19 protein-coding genes are annotated in these 19112 nt (G+C 34.4%); all 19 read left to right on the top strand.

The features are described from left to right. Positions 1-221: 221 nt before the first annotated feature. The 19 genes from BUB77_RS02250 (at position 222) to BUB77_RS02160 (ending at position 19021) form a co-directional block, all read left to right on the top strand. Positions 222-1319 (top strand): Fic family protein, encoded by a 1098-nt coding sequence (locus tag BUB77_RS02250; RefSeq protein WP_073272488.1) that lies wholly within the window; start codon positions 222-224, stop codon positions 1317-1319. Positions 1320-1477: 158 nt separating this feature from the next. Then, positions 1478-2014, top strand: a complete 537-nt coding sequence (locus BUB77_RS02245; RefSeq protein WP_073272486.1) for a hypothetical protein — start codon at positions 1478-1480, stop codon at positions 2012-2014. Positions 2015-2512: 498 nt separating this feature from the next. Beyond that, positions 2513-3289: a ParA family protein gene (locus BUB77_RS02240; RefSeq protein ID WP_170866557.1), complete on the top strand. Its 777-nt coding sequence runs from the start codon at positions 2513-2515 to the stop codon at positions 3287-3289. Between the two features lie 2 nt (positions 3290-3291). Beyond that, entirely contained in the window at positions 3292-3693 is a 402-nt protein-coding gene (locus tag BUB77_RS02235) for a hypothetical protein (protein WP_073272482.1), read from the top strand. Next, positions 3693-4373, top strand: coding sequence for a YkgJ family cysteine cluster protein (locus tag BUB77_RS02230; protein ID WP_073272480.1), 681 nt, complete (start codon positions 3693-3695; stop codon positions 4371-4373). The genes BUB77_RS02235 and BUB77_RS02230 overlap by 1 nt, the downstream gene beginning before the upstream one ends. A 492-nt stretch (positions 4374-4865) precedes the next feature. Further along, complete coding sequence (locus BUB77_RS02225) at positions 4866-5096, top strand: MerR family DNA-binding transcriptional regulator (RefSeq protein ID WP_073272478.1); 231 nt, start codon at positions 4866-4868, stop codon at positions 5094-5096. Next, complete coding sequence (locus BUB77_RS02220; protein WP_073272476.1) at positions 5089-5556, top strand: hypothetical protein; 468 nt, start codon at positions 5089-5091, stop codon at positions 5554-5556. Before BUB77_RS02225 ends, BUB77_RS02220 begins: the two co-directional genes overlap by 8 nt. A gap of 17 nt (positions 5557-5573) precedes the next feature. Then, entirely contained in the window at positions 5574-6305 is a 732-nt protein-coding gene (locus tag BUB77_RS02215; protein ID WP_073272474.1) for a hypothetical protein, read from the top strand. 15 nt (positions 6306-6320) lie between these two features. After that, positions 6321-7037, top strand: coding sequence for a hypothetical protein (locus BUB77_RS02210; RefSeq protein ID WP_139241083.1), 717 nt, complete (start codon positions 6321-6323; stop codon positions 7035-7037). Between the two features lie 26 nt (positions 7038-7063). After that, the gene (locus BUB77_RS02205) at positions 7064-7900 is read left to right on the top strand and encodes a hypothetical protein (RefSeq protein WP_139241082.1); all 837 of its coding nucleotides are present in this window, start codon (positions 7064-7066) and stop codon (positions 7898-7900) included. A gap of 428 nt (positions 7901-8328) precedes the next feature. Then, on the top strand, positions 8329-8772 hold the full coding sequence (locus tag BUB77_RS02200) for a hypothetical protein (protein ID WP_139241081.1): 444 nt from the start codon (positions 8329-8331) through the stop codon (positions 8770-8772). After that, positions 8773-10374, top strand: a complete 1602-nt coding sequence (locus BUB77_RS02195; RefSeq protein ID WP_073272469.1) for an S-layer homology domain-containing protein — start codon at positions 8773-8775, stop codon at positions 10372-10374. 32 nt (positions 10375-10406) lie between these two features. Further along, complete coding sequence (locus tag BUB77_RS02190; RefSeq protein ID WP_073272467.1) at positions 10407-14312, top strand: hypothetical protein; 3906 nt, start codon at positions 10407-10409, stop codon at positions 14310-14312. 207 nt (positions 14313-14519) lie between these two features. Further along, the gene (locus BUB77_RS02185) at positions 14520-14723 is read left to right on the top strand and encodes a hypothetical protein (protein ID WP_073272466.1); all 204 of its coding nucleotides are present in this window, start codon (positions 14520-14522) and stop codon (positions 14721-14723) included. A gap of 157 nt (positions 14724-14880) precedes the next feature. Continuing rightward, positions 14881-15402 carry a hypothetical protein gene (locus BUB77_RS02180; protein WP_073272465.1) on the top strand — a complete coding sequence of 174 codons (522 nt, stop codon included), beginning with the start codon at positions 14881-14883 and terminating at the stop codon, positions 15400-15402. A gap of 380 nt (positions 15403-15782) precedes the next feature. Then, positions 15783-16472 carry a hypothetical protein gene (locus BUB77_RS02175; RefSeq protein ID WP_073272463.1) on the top strand — a complete coding sequence of 230 codons (690 nt, stop codon included), beginning with the start codon at positions 15783-15785 and terminating at the stop codon, positions 16470-16472. Between the two features lie 966 nt (positions 16473-17438). Then, positions 17439-17834 (top strand): hypothetical protein, encoded by a 396-nt coding sequence (locus BUB77_RS02170; protein WP_073272462.1) that lies wholly within the window; start codon positions 17439-17441, stop codon positions 17832-17834. Continuing rightward, positions 17821-18165 carry a hypothetical protein gene (locus BUB77_RS02165; RefSeq protein ID WP_073272461.1) on the top strand — a complete coding sequence of 115 codons (345 nt, stop codon included), beginning with the start codon at positions 17821-17823 and terminating at the stop codon, positions 18163-18165. The genes BUB77_RS02170 and BUB77_RS02165 overlap by 14 nt, the downstream gene beginning before the upstream one ends. Before the next feature lie 253 nt (positions 18166-18418). Further along, the gene (locus tag BUB77_RS02160; protein WP_073272459.1) at positions 18419-19021 is read left to right on the top strand and encodes a recombinase family protein; all 603 of its coding nucleotides are present in this window, start codon (positions 18419-18421) and stop codon (positions 19019-19021) included. The last annotated feature ends 91 nt before the right edge of the window (positions 19022-19112 follow it).

Here is a 19112-nt window from a genome sequence, read left to right as displayed (position 1 = left end):
AGGCGAGCGTCTATATGGACTATATGTTTAATTTGCATAGGTTAGCCAATAAGGAGTAATGGGCTTTGTTCCAAAGCCCCGCATCCCCAATTTAGCAAAGTAATTGATTTTATGAGGTTTGCAAAAAGTAGTCTATGTTGTCTTAAACTTTATGATGCCAAAGGTAAATAAAAATGTTATAATGGACAATAATCATAAAATGGTAAAAGGTGGTGAGCAGAATGATACATTATGAAAGCTATAATACTTTAAAGAGAAAAGAACAAAATGGTGATGTTAATGCTGGACTAGAGTTAGAGTTGAGGAAGCTGTTTAGAACTGATTTTGGATTGAGAGGCATAAATGAAGAAATTATTTGTTGTCAGTCAGAATCAATGTTCTTATCTTTACCTACTTCTATTCATGAAATAAATTTGCTATATAAAGATATGGAAATCGGTGATGAAGCTTATAGAGATAATGTTATTATTGACAATTATCATTCGGCTACCATTGAAGGTGCACGAACCACAGTAGAAAATGTTATTAATGCTATGAAAAGTACACCAAAAACCAAAGATGATGCAATGGTTGTAAATAGTATAAAGGCTTTTAACTATGCTATGGATATAAAGCCGAGCATCAATAATCTACAGACCATCTGGGAAACAGTAGTCGAAGGTGTATGTGAGAATGAAGGACAACGTGGTGAGAAATATCGGAAGGGTATGGTAACTGTAAGAACTGAAACAGAAATTATTCATACACCAGAGATACCAGAAAAGATTGAGGAAAGATTGAATAACCTTTATGCTTTTTTAGAGTTGTCAAAGTTAGATGATATTCTAAAAGCTATTGTATTTCATTTTTACTTTGTATATATTCATCCATATCCTGATGGCAATGGTAGAACATCGAGAATTATGATGTCCTCAATTTTAAAAAATGCTGGTTATGGTAAAGTAGGTGCAATGCCTATATCACGTTGTATTAATGATAATCTCAATGGGTATTACAGAACCTTAAAAGAGAGTGAGGAAGTACAGATAGACGGGGGCAAGAAGTATTTAGATATAACTCCTTTTATCGTTTATATGCTTAATATATTGGAGCAAAGTATAATTTCTGCAAAAGCATCACAACATAGGTTATCTGAATTTGAAAGCAGAGTATTGATAAAGATGAAAAAAAGTTCAAGCTCTGAAATCTCAATTTTGAAATTTGCTAAAATATTCGGTGTAACTGATATTTACGCAAAAGAAATATTGGATGGACTCGTTGAAAAAGGGTATTTAGCACGATATAATGGTAAACCAACCATTTATAAGCTAATTGTATAGCTACAGTAAAGATAGAGGGGCAAATCAACAAAATGATTTGCCCCGTTGTTTATTGAGAGGATATATGACGTAATGTAAGTATTAAATATAACTTGAATAAGCATAGACTTTTAAATATACTATATTTAGACATAAAACAACGATAGGAGAAGGGTATTATGGGAGATAACATGGACAAAAGAACAGATGAGTATAAGAAGTTGAATTTAGATTTAGAAGAGCATATTGTAGAGAAGAAAGAGCTGATATATTTTGAATCAGCTGAATTAGAAGAAGAAAGATTAGGTCATATAAAAGGCTATGATATACATAATTTTGATTTAGCAGAACAAATCGAAGAAGTTTCAAGTAGTGTTGGTGATGTTGTAGTTAAAGATATAAATGAGTTGCAAGAAAATTATAACGGGATAAAGATGGTATCTAAAGCAGTGTATAAACAAATACCTCTAAGATTAATTAAGATACTGTTTAAATTGGCTGAGGAGATGCCCGTAGAGTATACACAAGGAACTCAAATATATTTTGTAAGTGCAGATAATGAGGGTAGACAAGCAATAGTAATGAATCGACGCGAGCCTGCTTATGCAAAGATATATAAATGTAAATATGAAGTAGAAAAACCAACAGATACTTTTAAAATCATTATTGAGAGTGGAATAAAATATTGTTGTATGTATTTAGATAGTGAATATTAAGATAGGAATGGGTATCCAATCACTAAGCAGATTGGGTACTTTTTTTCTGCCTTTCTTTATCTAGGAGCATAGGCACAACCTTTGCAGTCGAGGGCACAATTTACATTGTGCCCCGCATCCCCAGTGGAGCAGATTAATTATTGTAGCTAATATGGTAAGTTCTAGCCAGTTTCATTCAAAAGTATCTCAACTTGGGGTACTTTTCTTTTTTTGCATTTAATTAAGACCTAACAAATTACAATGATAAAGGTCAGTGCTTACACTTCTTAGGTCTTAATAAGCCTTAATAATTTTCCTGGCACCAGAGAATTTCATTGTAATAACGACCAGAACCACGGTATTGATGAAACCCTGCAATCGTAGCATTCTCACAAACTTGAGTTTTGATGTCAAAAAGTTATGGATATCCTGACTGCAACGCGGTATACCGTGTATATAGCACATATGACATCATAGTTGAGTAATCAATAAAAATAGAGAGTTATGGAGGAAGAAAGTATGGGTAAAATAATCGCAGTAGGAAATCAGAAAGGTGGGGTTGGTAAGAGTACCTTAACTTATAATCTTGCTGTATCTTTAGCAAAAAGAAATTTCAAAATTTTGATGGTGGATGCAGACAGTCAAAGTTCTTTAAGCCAGAGTGTAGGAATAGACCCCATGCAGATGGAATACAACATTACTACATTATTTGATAGTAAGGCTACAGAGCATATAGCAGATGCGATTTATGATTTGGGTATTGAGGGTTTAGATATTAACATAATACCGAGTACCCCGATGCTGGCCTCTGTGGAGATGAACTTATTCCAAGCGCAAAATCGCGAGTATAAGCTCAAAAAGGCACTTGGGTATATAAAAGATTACTATGATTTTATATTAATAGACAGTCAACCTTCTTTATCATTGTTACCAATTAACTGTATCAGTTGTGCAGATTATTTACTCATTCCGGCAGAGGTATCAAGGTTAAGCCACTTTGCATTTCAACTTTTCAATGACACGGTTTCTGAACTTACAGAAGAAATTAATGAAAACCTTAAAATACTTGGGGTTGTTGCCACTATGTATGATAGCAGAATTAGCGAAGACAAGGTAGTTTTAGAGGATTTGAAAGAAAATCACACAGTATTGGGCGTAATTCCACGAGCTTCGGCAGCTAAGAAATTCGTTAGAATAGGTTCTTGTGCGGTGCTTGAAGCACCAAAAACCAAAATTAGCTTAGAGTATCAGAGCATTGCAGATAAAATAATAACTATGGTTGAGGAGGATAAATAATTATGTTAGAAAGAGCAGAAAGACAGGTAAAACAAAGCCCTCTGAAGGCTATGCTTGGATTAAATAGAGTAGTAGAACAGGATAAAGAAGACAGGGTAGTTGAAAAAGCTGAAACCAAAGAACCCACTACTACATATAAAATGGGTGCTGTTGGAAGTAAAGAAGAAACCAAGAAAAAGCGCAATGAGCGTAGCTACAAGCGCTGGAGGGGCAAGGCTGAAGGAGTTGCTACTAAACCGATGAGTTACTATATAAGTGAAAATCAAATCGCTGCTATCCTACTGAGAACACAGCGTGAAGGTGGGGATAAGGACAAATCTGCGGTTGTACGAAGTGCTCTTGAAATGTACCTCAAAGAAGAATTGACTTTTATCCAAAATCAGAAGAAAGAAGGTGCGAAATAATGGGGTATGACGAGAAGTTTATAGAAGATATGAGGAAAAGACAATTAGGCTTAGATGATATTTTCCAATTTTCCTGTTTGGAATCCTGTAAAGGGCAGTGCTGTAAAAATAATGATACTATTATCCTTAATCCTTTTGACATCTTTAGGATAGCCAAACACTTTAATCAGCCTATTTCAGAGGTTATTAAAGATAACTGCGAGTACTACCACGGTTCCGACAGTAGGCTACCTATAATGTCCATCCGTAGGAGAACCGGGGATGGCAGTTGCAGATTCCTACGGATGGGTAAATGTACCTTACACGGGACTTGTAAACCAATTAGTTGCAGAATCTATCCATTGGGGCGCTACCATATGCCGGGTTCTGATGAAGGGTATATGTATTTCCTACAGCAAATAACTTGCGGTGGTAAAGAAACACAAACAGTCCGAGACTGGATTGATGCTGACACTATAGGCGAAATTGATAGAATGAGCCTTGCATGGGGTAAGGCAGTCCTTGAATTATCAACCTACCTGAGAAGTATTAATAATCCTGAGCATCTAAAGATGGCGCAGAGAGCAGTAATGATAGCAACCTATGTGTCATATGATACTGATATAGATTTTGTAGAGCAGCTAGAGGGTAACCTAGATAAGCTACAACTGGTGCTACCGGGCTTTAAACGAGGTAAATAGATTACATATAGGGTATATGAGAGAGAGCCTTTCACAGGCTCTTTTTTCAGTTGTTGTACACATGTAGGATATAATGAGCAGTTATAGGATATATAGAGGGTGTTGGAATTATAATTGATATAACCAAAAATTCCCTGAAAGAGGATGGTGATAATTATGGTTAGCTATCATAAACAACATGGGGTTATATTTTTTAGACTAAGCCTAATAGATGAGTTTTTCTTATACTTAAGATTTGATTTAAGTCCAGAGGTACGATATGCAAAGAGGATGAGGAACATCAAGAAGTTTTAAAAACATAGATAAATCAAGAAGTAGAGCCATTGTAGGCTCTATTTTTTTTTTGCCTAAATGACTAATCCAGTATTTCTGACATTTCCATTTTTTTAGACTCTACAGTTTTTTTCAACGAAAGGGACATATCAAATTATTTCACGGAGTTATATGGACATAAAAAACTATATTAAGTAGCAAGGATAGAGAGGTGGTTTTATGGGCGAGATTCGAGAGGTTGATATTGAAAAGTATATAAGAATTGGTGAGTTTTCAAAGAAGGTGGGGTTAGCTATTTCTACAGTAAAAAAGTATGAGGATATGGGGATTATCATACCTCATCATGTTTCAAAACAGAGTGGTCATAGATATTACACCGAGAGACAGGCAGAAGATTACAACAGAGAAAATCAGATAGTGTATAAGAGAGGAGGAAAATACTGTGTATAACAACGGATATATGAGTGGGGTAGCAGGTCAAGTTACTCTTGCATTAAGAAATGTACAAGCAGGTGTTAATAACCGTAGATTTGCAAGTGGTTTAAATAGACCAACAGTAGTAACACCTAAAGACAGTGTTCATAAGGGTAAGGTTTTAGAGGATGTGCATTTTAGATTAGTACGTACAAAAGAGTATTTTGGAAATGAACAGGTTAAGGACAGCATGATTATAAAGTTTAAGGACTCGAATGACCAAGTAATTAAAAAGAATGAGGTATATTTACCTGCCAATAAAAATGTGGATTATTCCAAAGAGGTTTGTAGGATAGCAAAAATTTGTGAGTCTGGGGTATTAAGTTATACTGCCGGGGTTGTAAATGTTTCTGGCAGACCGATGAGAAAAACCTACATTGATAAGGCAGAACAAGAACGCTTAATAAATGAAGGCTATGCAATCCGAGTGCAGTAGTAGAGGGGGAGGTAAATATGATTTATAAGTTGAATTTTAAGTTAGATGACCAATCAGAGATGATAGCAATAGTAGATAAGGTAGGTGGCGAAAAAAAAGCATTCAATAAGGCCATCATAATCTCTAAACGTTGTTTTCCGGCAAAGAGTAAATACCAGTTATCAAAGGATAATACTTACCGCGCTGAGAGATTTAGAGTGGATGGGGAACAGGGTACTGCAAAAGGGAATTATAGTTGTAGGATATTAGCTCATTATATAAGTGGTAAGCAAGATAGTAGAGAGTTATTTAAAATAAAGGGTTCAAGGACAGCATATGCAGCAATAACGAAGGATAACAAAGTCAAGCCGGATGTTGTTTTTATCTATAGTCTAAGCCAAAAAGAGGTTAAGGAAATAGGTAATAAAAAGGCCAAAAAGATTTTGGGTAACGAGCAAGAAGCTAAAAAAGTATTGCGAAAATTTGAGGATGCAGTGGCACATATACCGGGTATTGGAGGTATAGTACAAGATTTTTTGGTTCTTGGTTCGATGGTTTTGGATTATGTGACGGGTAAATATCGTGAAGTTCCTGCAAGCACAATAATAGGTATTGCAACTGCAGTAGTTTATATAGCGGCACCGGACCTAATACCGGGAGCTTTTGATGATATAGCAGTTTTTAAATTTACATATGACAGATGTAAAAAAGACATCGAAGCATACAAAGAGTGGAGAGATGGTAAGAAACCAAAGCAGATAGCGGGGTAGGTGTTAAAAATGAGGATGGGTAAGAGATTATTTATATTAGTAGCGATAATGATGTTATTTAGTTCTGGGGGTATATATGCAAGTGATTTAAACGGTGTGGATACAGAGACTCAAGTATCAACAGAACCTACACAAGATAAACAGACCACTGTAGAGCAGGATACAACTGCAAAAGCAGTAGGTGATATGTTTGGTGAAGCCGGTCCGAAGGCGGAAGATATTAAAGAAGCACAAGTTTTTATACAACCATTCGCTAAAATAATGAATTTTACAATGGCAGTTATCTTAGGTATTACCGCACTTCTTATGATGGCTGTTTCAGTTTTGGATTTACTTTATATAGCTTTTCCACCAGTAAGAGATATTTTGGACGGTGGTTCATATGGTGGACAACCTCAAATGGGAAGTCCAAGAGGAATGGGTATAGAAAGTAACCCTTCGATGAATGGCCGGGGAATGCAAGGCAATGAACCCGGAGGAGGCTTTTCTTCTCTCGGAAGGTGGGTATCTGATGAAGCAATAGCAGCTTGTATGGAGTCAAAAGGCGGAGTAGCTATTGGTGGTATGCCAACAGCACCCAAAAACATGATAATAGGTTACTTGAAGAAAAGAGCAATATTTCTAAGTATGTTTGGAGTCTGTGTGATTTTATTCACATCAACAGTGTTCACAGACTTGGGTATTAAGTTAGGAATGAAAATTTTAAACTTTATAACAGGTATTAGTATTTAACCAATGAGGGGGTAATTATTATGAGTATGAAACAGACAATTAGTAGAGTTAGTTTATTATTAATATTATCAATGCTTCTTTCTAGTTCTATGTTTTCTATATTTGCAGAAACAAATATTCCTATTTCTGCTAATGATAAAGGAGATATAGAAGCAGCTATAAAGGAAGCATCTGAAGCAAATGGAACAGAATCAAGTAGTACAAGTGAAGTAGTTATCAAGAGTACAGATAAAAATGCAGATGGAACAAAGACAGCAAAAATTTTTGAGTATAATGGCGAAAACAGTATAGTATTTGATGAAAAGGAATTTAAGAGAGCAAATCAAAAAGAAGCAAGAAAGGCTTTATTTGCATTTGTAAATTCTCTTAAAGAGTCCTCAATTTCTGCAGATACTCAACAAGAAATCATGAACGAGATACAGGAAAGCGATTCAGATGTTGCGGCTATGATGTTGCCAATGGTATTTGATAATACAAAGGCAGATATATTCACAGCATATAAGTGGTTAGCTCCATTTATGTCAGTTATAAGAGTCTTCTTTGGTTTAGGCTCTGTAGTGATAATTATTATGGTTATAAGTTCAACAATTTTTGATTTGGCCTATATTGGGTTACCAGTATGGAGAGAAACACAGGATGAAAAAAGTGGTGGCAAGAAACCATTTGGTGTATCTCATGAGGCTCTATCAACAGTAAGAGAAGTCGAAAAGAATTTAGAGGTATATAAAAATGCCTATGTTATGTATTTAAAACGTAGAGCAACTACATATATAGTATTATCAATAGCTCTCTTATGGTTAATTGCGGGAGAAATGAGTGGTTTGATAGGATGGGTATTAAGTTTAGCAAGTGGTATAGTGTAATAGATGGTTAATAATATAACGCTTGATGTATGGGTAGTTAACACGATATAATAGTTCTGTAATCTATTTTATTCCCCAGTACATAGATAGAGAGGTAATATCCTTAAACAGATATTACCTCTCATTTTTTTAGTAAAGTTTATATTGGAGTTACAATGTAATTCTGTATTTACAAGGCTTAGAAAGTAATTATTTATACTAACCCCGTTGCTTTTTATTATAACCCGCGTTACACTAAGAGTGTAATAAAATGTCACAGAGGGTATAGTGTTCGGATGAACAAGTGCAGATTTTCGTTGTATCTACTTCCTCTAATGTTTTTTTATTGCTACCTCAAAATTGTTATAATTTCTTTATGAAATACCCTTACTTCAAGCAGTTGGCCGATTACCAACTGCTTTTCTCTTGCCTAAAAATTTTATTGGGGAGTGGAAAAGGAATATTGGGACGGTAGAATAAAATATCACATAAATTATTTTGTATGGACAGTTGTCCATACAAAAGTGGACAGAAAAAATTATACTAAATATAAAGCAAGGAGGGATGTGGGGGAAATGGCAACTGAGGGTTATAAGCAGAAAATAAATGTGGTATTGTCCGAAAAATTGTATGATGACATTATAGAATTTGGTCTGAAGAATGATATGAAATTTTCAGAGTGTGTCAGAGAGAGTGAGAGGTTATATGGTGATTTGGTATTAAGTAGTGGGTATCTGAAGAAAAACAAAGGTAAAATTAAGAAGCAAGCTAAGTTTAAAAAGAAAGAGTATTTGAGGATTAAGCAAACAGTTGACATAAATCATATCACTATAAAGGTTTATTTGACAGCCTGCTTAGAGTTTATGGTTTATGGTAACAGTAGAGAGTTATAAATGAGCAGTAAAAATAATTTGAAATCGAAAGGGGTAAAAACCATGAAAACAGAAGGTTTACAAAATGATGCTTATATGACAACAGAGCATAGGAGAGATAGAAAGGCTAAGGTTTCTTTTGCTATGGTTATGAATAAAATTTTGGTTGGTTCTTTAATCTTGACATCATTAGCAGGCGGGGCAACAGTTCCAGCGCAGGCAGCAAGTAACAAAGATACAACGCTTGATGTAAGGCTAAATATTTCAGAGAATTATATGCAGAATCCAGAAAACTACACTTATAACACAGAGTATGTTTTAAGTCAAATTCAGACTATGCAGAGAGAGGGTATTGTTACAAATGCAATCCTTATTGAGTTGGCAACAGAGCTTAATACATTATCACAAGCTGTTTCTGCAAGTGGAAAATCAGCATCAGCCGACGTTTTAGCAGTAGTAAAAAAGGCTGATAGCATTATAAAAACAGTAGTAAAAACGGAAGAAAACGCAGATGGTTTGGCAAAAGCGAAAGCAGCTTTGATTGCATTTGGGGCAGTATCCGTAGATACAGAGACACAGACTAATGTAACTTTACTTGCTACTAAAGCAAGTTATCCAACATCTTTCAAAGATGTAAAATCCGGCAGTACCTATTACACTGCAGTAAACTACTTAGCTAAGAAAGGTACAATTGGGGGTTACACAGATGGTAATTTCAAAGCAACAACTAATATCACTAATGCGAAGTTTGTAAGTATGTTAATGAGAGCCATCAATCCAAAATTGAGTAGAGCCACAAAGGGTAGTGATTGGTCTTCTGCGATTATGAAAGAAGCCTTTAAATCAGGAGTTGTTAAAGCCGATGAGCTGAAATCAGAGAATTATGCTAAGTCTATGACCAAAAAGGATATGGCTTTATGGACATCAAGAGCTCTAAGTATAGTTTTAAAAGAAGATACAGATATGATTTATGGGATTGATAGATTAATACCAGATTACTCAAAAATTGGTTCTGAGTATCAAGAGTCAGTAAAAATAGTGTACTCAGAGGGTATTATAACAGGTTCTAGTGATTATACATTTAATCCTTCTGCAAAGGTTACTCGTGGCAGCGCAGTAACAGTTATTTACAGGGTAATCAATGTTAAAGCAAGAAAAGATATGAGTAAGGTTAAGATACCTGTACAATCAGTGGAGACTAGAGCAGTAATGACATTAAAATGGTCTGATAAAAATAGACCGCTCCCTATTCCGGGTGATACATTTATCGACAAAGATGGCAAGAAGACAATTTTAAAGGGCATAACAATTAACGGATATACTGTTATTTATAGTAAAGTAAAGGACTTATATGGCAATATGATAACAGCAAAAGGAGTAATAAAAGATGGAGTATGTGGCGACGTTTGGAATGATGATTATACTTACCTAGGAAGTCCTTATCTGATAGATAAAAAAACAGGTGTAGGGTATTTTCAGAAGGATTGGTTACTTATTTCAGAATATGAAGGAAAACTTGCTGAAAAGGTAAAGAATCCTAAAGCAAACCAACGTGTAGGATTTTGGACTGTCTATAATGCTGAAGCTTTTGGTGGCTCTTGGGAATGGGATGGACCGAGGTAGTGAAATTTTAAGTAATTAAAGGGGGAGTAGCAATGTTAAAGAAGATATTTTCAATGGTTTTAATTTTATGTATGATTTTAACCATATTGCCAATAAATACGGTATTTGCTGGTGAAGGTGGTAATATGGATGGTGGGGATTCAGGTGGAAGTACAGGAAATGGTAGTGATAGTTGGAAATTCACCACACAGAGTTCAGGAGTTAGGATATCTGTATATTGGGCAAAAGGGAACGAGGAAGCCTTTAAAGATTCTAGTTTAGTAAAAAAATTGGGTAACACAACTGACTTTATACCTAAAGGGATACCAAATAGTTATAAAGTTGAGTATTATACAGGGAAAAGTATTTTTGATTATATGAATGGTGTGGGTGCTTCTTTTAGCTATATTAATGCTTCAAAAGATAAGTTTGAATATAAAGATACATCTGAAAAAGTAATTGTTGATATGCCAGACCCCTTATCAGGAGATGCTGAATCTTGGCTAAAATGGTTTATGGGGGACGATTATAAAGATAATCCTGATTTTAAGAATATTCCAGCAATAACAAAGCTTTGTGGTTACGAAATTTCTTCAGAAGACTTTGCATCAGGTGCATATAAGACTAATAATGGTGTAGAGTATGGATGGTATAAAATATTCATCGAACCAGAGGTATTTGCTGTTATTGATGGTAATTCAATGATTGTGACTTTAAGGGATATGATTAAATTAGGTGAATCAAAGAATTATACTCATACTAAACTAGTTGATATGCTAAATTTAGTATATGAGTACTTAGCAAATCCAATGTACCTTCTGGACCAAGAAGATGCAGCTTTAAATATGTCTGCTAACAATTGGGATAAGTCAACAGGTAAATATCTGGACCCAAAAGTTAAAAAAGGAACTCCTTATGAGGTACACTATGATAAAAGTACGAAAACTGCTGATAAAGCTGAAATTGTAAAACAATTAGGTAAATCAGGAAAGATATATAAGAGCATGGGAGTAGGGACAATAAATCCTCAGAGACTAAACAATGAAAGGGTAAAAGTAATTGCCACTTATGTTAAAGCTGATATCCAGACCGATGGAACTGTTGGGTATACTCAAGTTGGTGCAGCAGGTACAAGTTATATTGACCGCAGTAATTTAGAATCATTTTTGGCTTCTGATGTGGTAACAGTTCCTTTATATGGTAGTGCTTATTTAAACGATATTATTACAAGCCCAATAGATTTAACACAAAAATCATCTGTTAAAAATGTAAAATGGGACGGAGAACTACCTCAAAATATTAGTACTAAAAAAGAAATTTCAGCAACTGCAGATGATATATGGTCATATGCTTTTAATCTAAAAGTTAGACTAATATATGCTCTTGAAAACGGTTTGATTGCAAAGACTGATTATGAGACCTATTTAGATTTAATTGATGAGTATTCCGAATTATCTGGTAAGCTAAAATCAGCAAGTACAGCGCAAAAGGATGTTATAAGAGCGCAGATGCAGTTAGTTTTTACAGAAGCCTTAACATTATTTGGATTTGACGATGCTTATACTTACTATAAAGATTTGGCGAAAAAACCAGAGACAGCTAAAAAGTTTTTGCAGTATGTATTAGGTATAGCGGATGCATCTGGGTTATACAGCAAAGCAACTTATATAAAAGATGCTGATGACATACAGTTGGAGAGTATATTGAAAAAAGGCGAAGATGGAGTTATCTATTTAAGATACATTATCCAACCATACCCAGCCCAAAAAAATTATTTGGATAGATATAAGGATGGTGAATTTGTAAGCAGGGTAGAAGTTTTGGAACAGAAACTGGTATCAACACAAAAGGTTGCAGAGGATGGCACTATCAAAGTGGATGTAACGCAATTAAATGATTTAACAAAGAAAAAGGGTTATACAGAAGCTAAATTGGTTAAGTGGGTAACAGCAAAAGGATTACCATTGCTTAAAAGTTTTCCTACTGATTCGCAAGTTATAAAAAAGGGAACAGCTTTTTCAGGAATTTCAAACATGGATATAGAAGAGAATGTTTATGTTATATGGCGCATTGACAAGAAAACGCCTGTCGATGGTGAATTGGCAGTACCTGAATGGAGATTGAGCAAATATGATACAGACATGAAATATAGTGACTCTGCATCAATGTCATTAAAATTAACACAGGATGCCGGCCATAAGGCTTATTGGTCTACACTAAGTCCATCTGGAACATATAAATATGATACAATAAACCCAAATGGTAAAGTGACAACAACAGCAAATACACCTGCCAATATGAAGTACTCAGATTGGCTACATAGCAAAACTAAGACAAAGGGTAGTTATTCTATCTCTCACAGTAATCCAAGTGTTTCAGTTGATGTAGCAGGTATATTAAATGCAATTAAGAGTACTGATTTAACGGGTATTAATATTGCTTCATGGACTATTTCTTCCTCTGACAAAAGTACTTTGTCAGATTATGATTTAAGTACAGGATTAAAGAGTACTTTTAAAGACAAGGATAATGCAAACATTAGTAAAACAGATACTCTTTCATACAGTATAAAAAATAAAGATACTTATAATCATAATTATGGGTATTACTCACATTATACAGTGCATGTAGCAGATAGTGACCCTACTGACGATGTGAACGATAGTTATTCCTATGATGTATGTAACTGTACCACTATTCCAGAGACAGCTTCAGCGAGTTATGTAAGCGCAGATTATAAAATCAGGGTAATCCTTGACCGATATAAGGCGGCAAGCAACAATAGTGATGTTTTGAAAGTAAAAGCAGCAAAAACAGAAGATAATGGTAAAACAACGATAACAAAGCAAAATGCAAGTTATTTAACTATTTATCCTGAAATACCAATGCTGTTTAGCGATGACAGTGGTAAAGATAGTATATTCTTTGCAGCCGGTACCCAAAGCAGAAAAATCACAGCTGTAGATTACCACACCTTGACCCATACAGCCTATGTAACAACAAAAGTAGATGGTTCACAAGTTACAGACCAAAAAGCAACCAAACAAGCAAAAGCAATAGGTTTGGGTGGAAACCCAGTTTTTGCAAAAGGTAGTGTATTGAGTACAAACAATAGTGTTTCTGAGAGTAAAGGTAGTAAAAATGCAGGTCTTTTAACTGTAAAATCCTATGCCTTAGACATTGATAATGATACATTAAAGTCAACATGGGGAAATGAGGATTATAACCCAAAGGCAGCGCATACTTCCTTATTAAGCAGTTTTAATAATTTCAGTAGTGGAACAGCAACCGAGAAACTTGAAATAGCAGTACCAAATGGAACAAATGTTGCTTATACAGGTGCAACTGTTAAAAATAAGCTTTCTTATAAAGAGAAAGATAATACAACTGTAAAGCATACCTTAACAGTTCGTGGTGGTGTTTTAACAGAGGTTGATGGCAAGTCAATAGCAAGTATTAAGTCTAATGATAAGGAATTTTATAGTGCCTTAGAGGGTATGAAACTGATAGGTAATAAAGATGATACAGCATTAAGGACTTTAATAAGTGGTGCCGGAGATAAGTTGACTGAAAGCAATTTTGCAACCCTGGCCAACAAAGAACGTGGTGTATCTGATATAGCAACAGGAAAAGGTTGGTATTTTGAAGATGCAACTACATTGGTAGTTATGGAATATACAACTACTTATGAGTTACCTATTTCCGGCTTTACTGATAGAATTCCAATGACAGTAAAGGGATTGGAAACACCAATTAATAAGGCTCAGTTCTTTAATAAAATCAGTAAAGGGTATAATGTACTGAATTATACAATGACAAGTAAAAGCATTACTGGTCTAGGAACAGTCAAAGTTTACTTTGAGCATAACAGTAGGACAGGTAGTGATTTTGGACCTAAAGAACCGGCCTATGGTGTAAGCAATACTACTACTTTAGATAGTACAACAAGTGGTTTTTAATGAATAGGATAGATAAAACGGAGGGTATTTACATTTCCCTCTGTTTTATTTTCCAAAATATTTTTTAATTTAAAAAATTATTTATTCTATTTTTTCGTTGAAATTACACAAAAATGTATAACAAGTGTATATACAGGTGTAAAACATTTTGTTGACTCCTGATTAATAACCCGCTACAATAATAGGTGAGGAGGGGAGGAGGATGATATGGCAAATAAAACGGAACCTAAAAAGATATGTAATGTTGGAGTAAGAGTAACACCTTTAGCAAAAAAAGTATCAGAAGTTATGCAAGAGGTCTCTCAACAATCCGAGAGTGATGTGGTAACCCAAGCGCTATATACATATGCTAAGGAGTGGGGTATTGATTTGATTGAAATTGCAGAGAGTTTAAAAGAAGAAAAAGAATAAATTACCGTGTTGGTAATTTAAGATAGAGTTAATGGACATTTAGTAATAATTCCTGTAAAGGGTATTATTTAGAGATGTCCTTTTATTTTGTCAAAATTAAGTGACTACATAAACAAGCACATAAAATTTATATGTATGAGAGAGAGAGGTAATTATTATGAAGAAGTTATTATCAGTAATGCTTGCAGTGGCAATGGTTTTTACTTTAGGAACAACAGCAAGCCCAGTAAAAGCAGCCGAAAAGTCAGTTTTGTATAAGATAACACCAGTTGAGGGATATAATGAGACTATTGGTAAATATATAGAATTTACAAAGACAGGAGAGCTATATTCATTTGGTGATTGGCAAGAATATATGAAATTGGATAGTACAACCAATTTTACCTCACATGGGGTAACTGTAACTGCAGTAGATTTGACCAAAGTTAAGAAAGTAAAGGATAAGACATTGCAAAGAGGAATGTACCTTGTAAATTACGAAATAAAGCCGGGAAAATATAAAATTGTGGGTTCTGGAGCAGCAATTATGATGTCGGATACTACAATTGACCGAAATGATGACTTTATCCAGTCTACCGCTGTTATTGCTGAGAAAGGCAATCCTCAATATATAACAGTTAAAAAAGTACAATTTGCATTGTACTTAATTGGCAATGTTACAGCAACCAGAGTAAAATAGCAAAATTATGTAAGTTTTAAGCGACTTCGCATAAAAAGTATCTAATGGCTAACCGATGAGTTAGCCATTAGTTTTACCTTATTATATATTATGGGTATATTGAGTAAGTATTTCCTCACTTGGCTCAAAGTGATAGCAATATACTGTAAGAGTATTTCATAAATTACTTTTGCCTTACTACAGAAATGAGATTTTAGGAAGCATAAATATTGGACAGTCGAACTTACTTTGTAGTAGAAAACTTGCTGGACAAAAGGAGCTGATTTTTATTTCCTCTTCATAAAAATAAAAGATTGGCTTCAAAAGTGGGTTTTTTGGGAAAAAAATAAAAGATTATAGTACTATGTTGGACAAAATATTATGAGGATGGAGTGATAATTATGGGATATGCAGTAGGCGGCTACTCGGCTTTTAAACATTTGGATGGATTGATTAATCAGATTGATGAAACAAAGAAATTAGTAGGTAGTGAGGGAGATAAAGAGGATTTGGATGCTCAATTATCTTTATTAGCAGAGATAAAGGAATATGAAATGGGTTTTACATGGCTCAAACAGAGAGATTTTAAGGAAAAGGTCAAACAGTATATTACTAATGGATTTGATTATAAACTTCTTATGGAGGTATATGGTGCTACTTATGATAGACTAAGAGGGTCAATGCATTATGCTAATTCGGAATTTCAAAAGCATATAGGTCAAAACACTCTAAAATTGATTGAAGCCGGGGATGTTGCGGTAGCTCAACTGCAGTTTTATAAAACTGCCGGACTGCTCAAAGATACCGACATATTTCCACAGACTTTACTTGATTTGTTGCCAGAGCAAAAATATTCTACTCGAAGCCTGAGTAGTTGCGAAAAAGAATTAAGATTTTTGTATAATCACAGCCTTTCAACAATGCAAAGTAGATTAAGTAAGTTGGATAAGGAGAATTTGCAGTACATACAGTGGGTACTTCACAGTGACTCGGCTACTGCGACAGAAGCAAAGAGTAAGCTGCTATATTTTCTTTTGGGTGGTGTAGAACCACGAGATGCCGAGGCTTACATAAAAAATATTGATGAATAATTGACTGGGTAGCCATTGTGAAAGCAGTTGCTACCTATTTTTATGCCCATATGTTATAGGTTTGTGGTCAAACTGGTTATAACTTACATAATATAGACCTTTAATTGAGAATTTTGAAATCATTCAATGGACATAAATTATAAAACATTATGCAGTTATTATATATCTATAAACTATGATGCTATAAGTGTAAGTAGTATTTATAATCCAAACTCAGTTATTATAAAAGTCCTAACTAAGATGCTAAGAGTATAAGCAGCTTTTAGTCTCCCAGCTCAGTTATTATAAAAGTCCTAACTAAGATGCTAAGAGTGTAAGCAGCATTTAGTCTCCCAACACTGTTTTTATAAAAGACCACACTATTATAATAAAAGATTGAGCATAAATAGAAGTTTAGGTATGAAGGTGAAATATTATTGCAATTACAACACCGGGACGGTAAGATGAGCAAAAGAAATGTAGGAGAGCTCTTTTATTACTGGGTATTATCTTATTGGCAGAGCCTTATTCTATTTATGGATGTATTATTATAGAAGAAACAGCTTCAATTCATATGCTTTTGCTTGAAGCTGCCCGGAACTTACATAATATCGAGTAAGTTTAAAAATTGTTTGATGCTCAACACCTATATTTCAATACTTAGACCCGAAGTTGCCCGAAACTTACATAATAAAGGGCTAAAATTGAGGATTTAAAAAGAATTAAGGTTAAGTCAGGGTACTTATTAATAAAACATCTTAAAACCTGCAAAATATGAAGCAAAATCTAAATTAATATTTTGGCACTTAATTAAGACCTAAGCAATCTGATTGATACAGTTTTAATACTTAATTAATTAGGTATCAATGAGCCTTAAAAAAATTGTAGTGGTTATATAGTAAGCACCAAATAGCAGTAAAACAATCAATTGAGGATTATGTCTGGTATTTCAATGTAATTCAAAAAGAACGGAAAGTGGGTAAAGGAATGAAAAGAGATTGGAAGATACATATTGTGCCGGATGAAACCACCGGCCTATTGTCAGGTCACACTCATGGATTAGATAAGTGGGGTAGCTTAGAAATTGAAATTAACCTACACCTGCGACCTGAGATTCTGGGGCAATACCTAAACTTGATTGCAGAGAAAATTGTAAAAGGTTTAATGGTTGAAGATGGTGAGAGAGTGATGGGTATTTTTGATTGTCCTATTTACTTTTTTAAAACCAAATCAGTCCAAAGCGAGGATGAAGTGCTAAGGGTAATAGTGCCAGATGAAGAAATGAGGTTTCCTTGGGATAATGATTGTTCTGAGAGTTACCGCGAGCAGATAGAACCAAAGCATATTTTAAGAAGGAAGGATATTTATTATGAGAGAGATTAGTACAGTTAATGTTGGTAATGCGAATGGTATTCCATTCGCACAATATAATTCTATAGTTGGTGAGAATAATTCACCAATAGAAGTAAATGGAAAAGTGTATGATGGTTTTTATGTCAGTTACAACAATTATGACCGAGCTATCTATGGTGATGTAACAACTGCCTTAGTACTTGGTCAAATGCAAAAGTTTTATATTTTGACTGGAAATCACTGTGAGCAGTACGAGGAACTTATTAACCAAGGCTTTTTCAGGTGTCTTGAATACTTTAAAGCGAACATTAATCAAGCACATAACTATAGTGATAGAATGGACTTTGAAATAAAAGTATAATGAAAGAAATAATTTGGATAGAATAATAAATTGGACTACTGCTAATACAAGGGTAGTCCTTTTTTATTGTCATAATACCATTACAAAAAACGATGAATTGTTGTAACGAAATTTAGATAGTCATTTTTCATTGAAAAAAGCATGAAATTATTACAAAAACTTTGATAAAAATCTATTTACAAATAGTCAACCGTTTATTATAATGGACTCCCAGCGAAGAGTCAAATACTGGAAATTCACGGAGGTAGATAAAATGGAAAATAATAAATATTATTATGGAAGAGTTTCCACCGAAGCCCAATCCCTTCTTCGCCAGATAGATATGGCAAAGAATTTAGGAATTGATGACGAAAATGTATATATGGAAAAAATGACGGGTACGAAGAAACATAGACCTCAGCTAGACCGACTTTTAAAAGAGATTGAAGATGAGAAACAGTTAGGCAGAAGTAGCACTTTATATATTGAATCATTGTCGCGATTGGGTAGGTCAACCAAAGACCTGCTTGAACTAATTGAGAGATTAATGCTACTAGATTGTACTTTAGTATCATCCAAAGAGCAAATTGATACATCCACTGCAGTTGGGCGATTACTAACAACACTTTTATGCGCATTGGCTGAGTTTGAACGTGATTTAACAGTGGAAAGAACTCAAAATGGACTTTCTGCATCGAGAGCTCGAGGGAGGGTAGGAGGTAGACCACCTGTTAATAAAAAGGATTTGAAAATAGCTTTATCACTGTATGACAGTAAAGAGTATTCAATTTCTGAGATTTGTAAAAGGTGTGGGGTAAGTCAGGGAACATTGTACTCTACAATAAGAAAAAGAAATATGGATGTAGCATATACTTAAGTAATGATACGGAAAATGTAATAATGGCCAGATTTCTGCATAAGGAACAATTTGTTAAAGAAACTTAATAAAGTCGCTTTTTTTCTATATG

The sequence above is a fragment of the Anaerocolumna jejuensis DSM 15929 genome (assembly GCF_900142215.1).
GTDB classification, from domain to species: domain Bacteria; phylum Bacillota; class Clostridia; order Lachnospirales; family Lachnospiraceae; genus Anaerocolumna; species Anaerocolumna jejuensis.
Note: the sequence above shows the minus strand (reverse complement) of the source record. Positions and strands in the feature narration are given on the sequence as shown.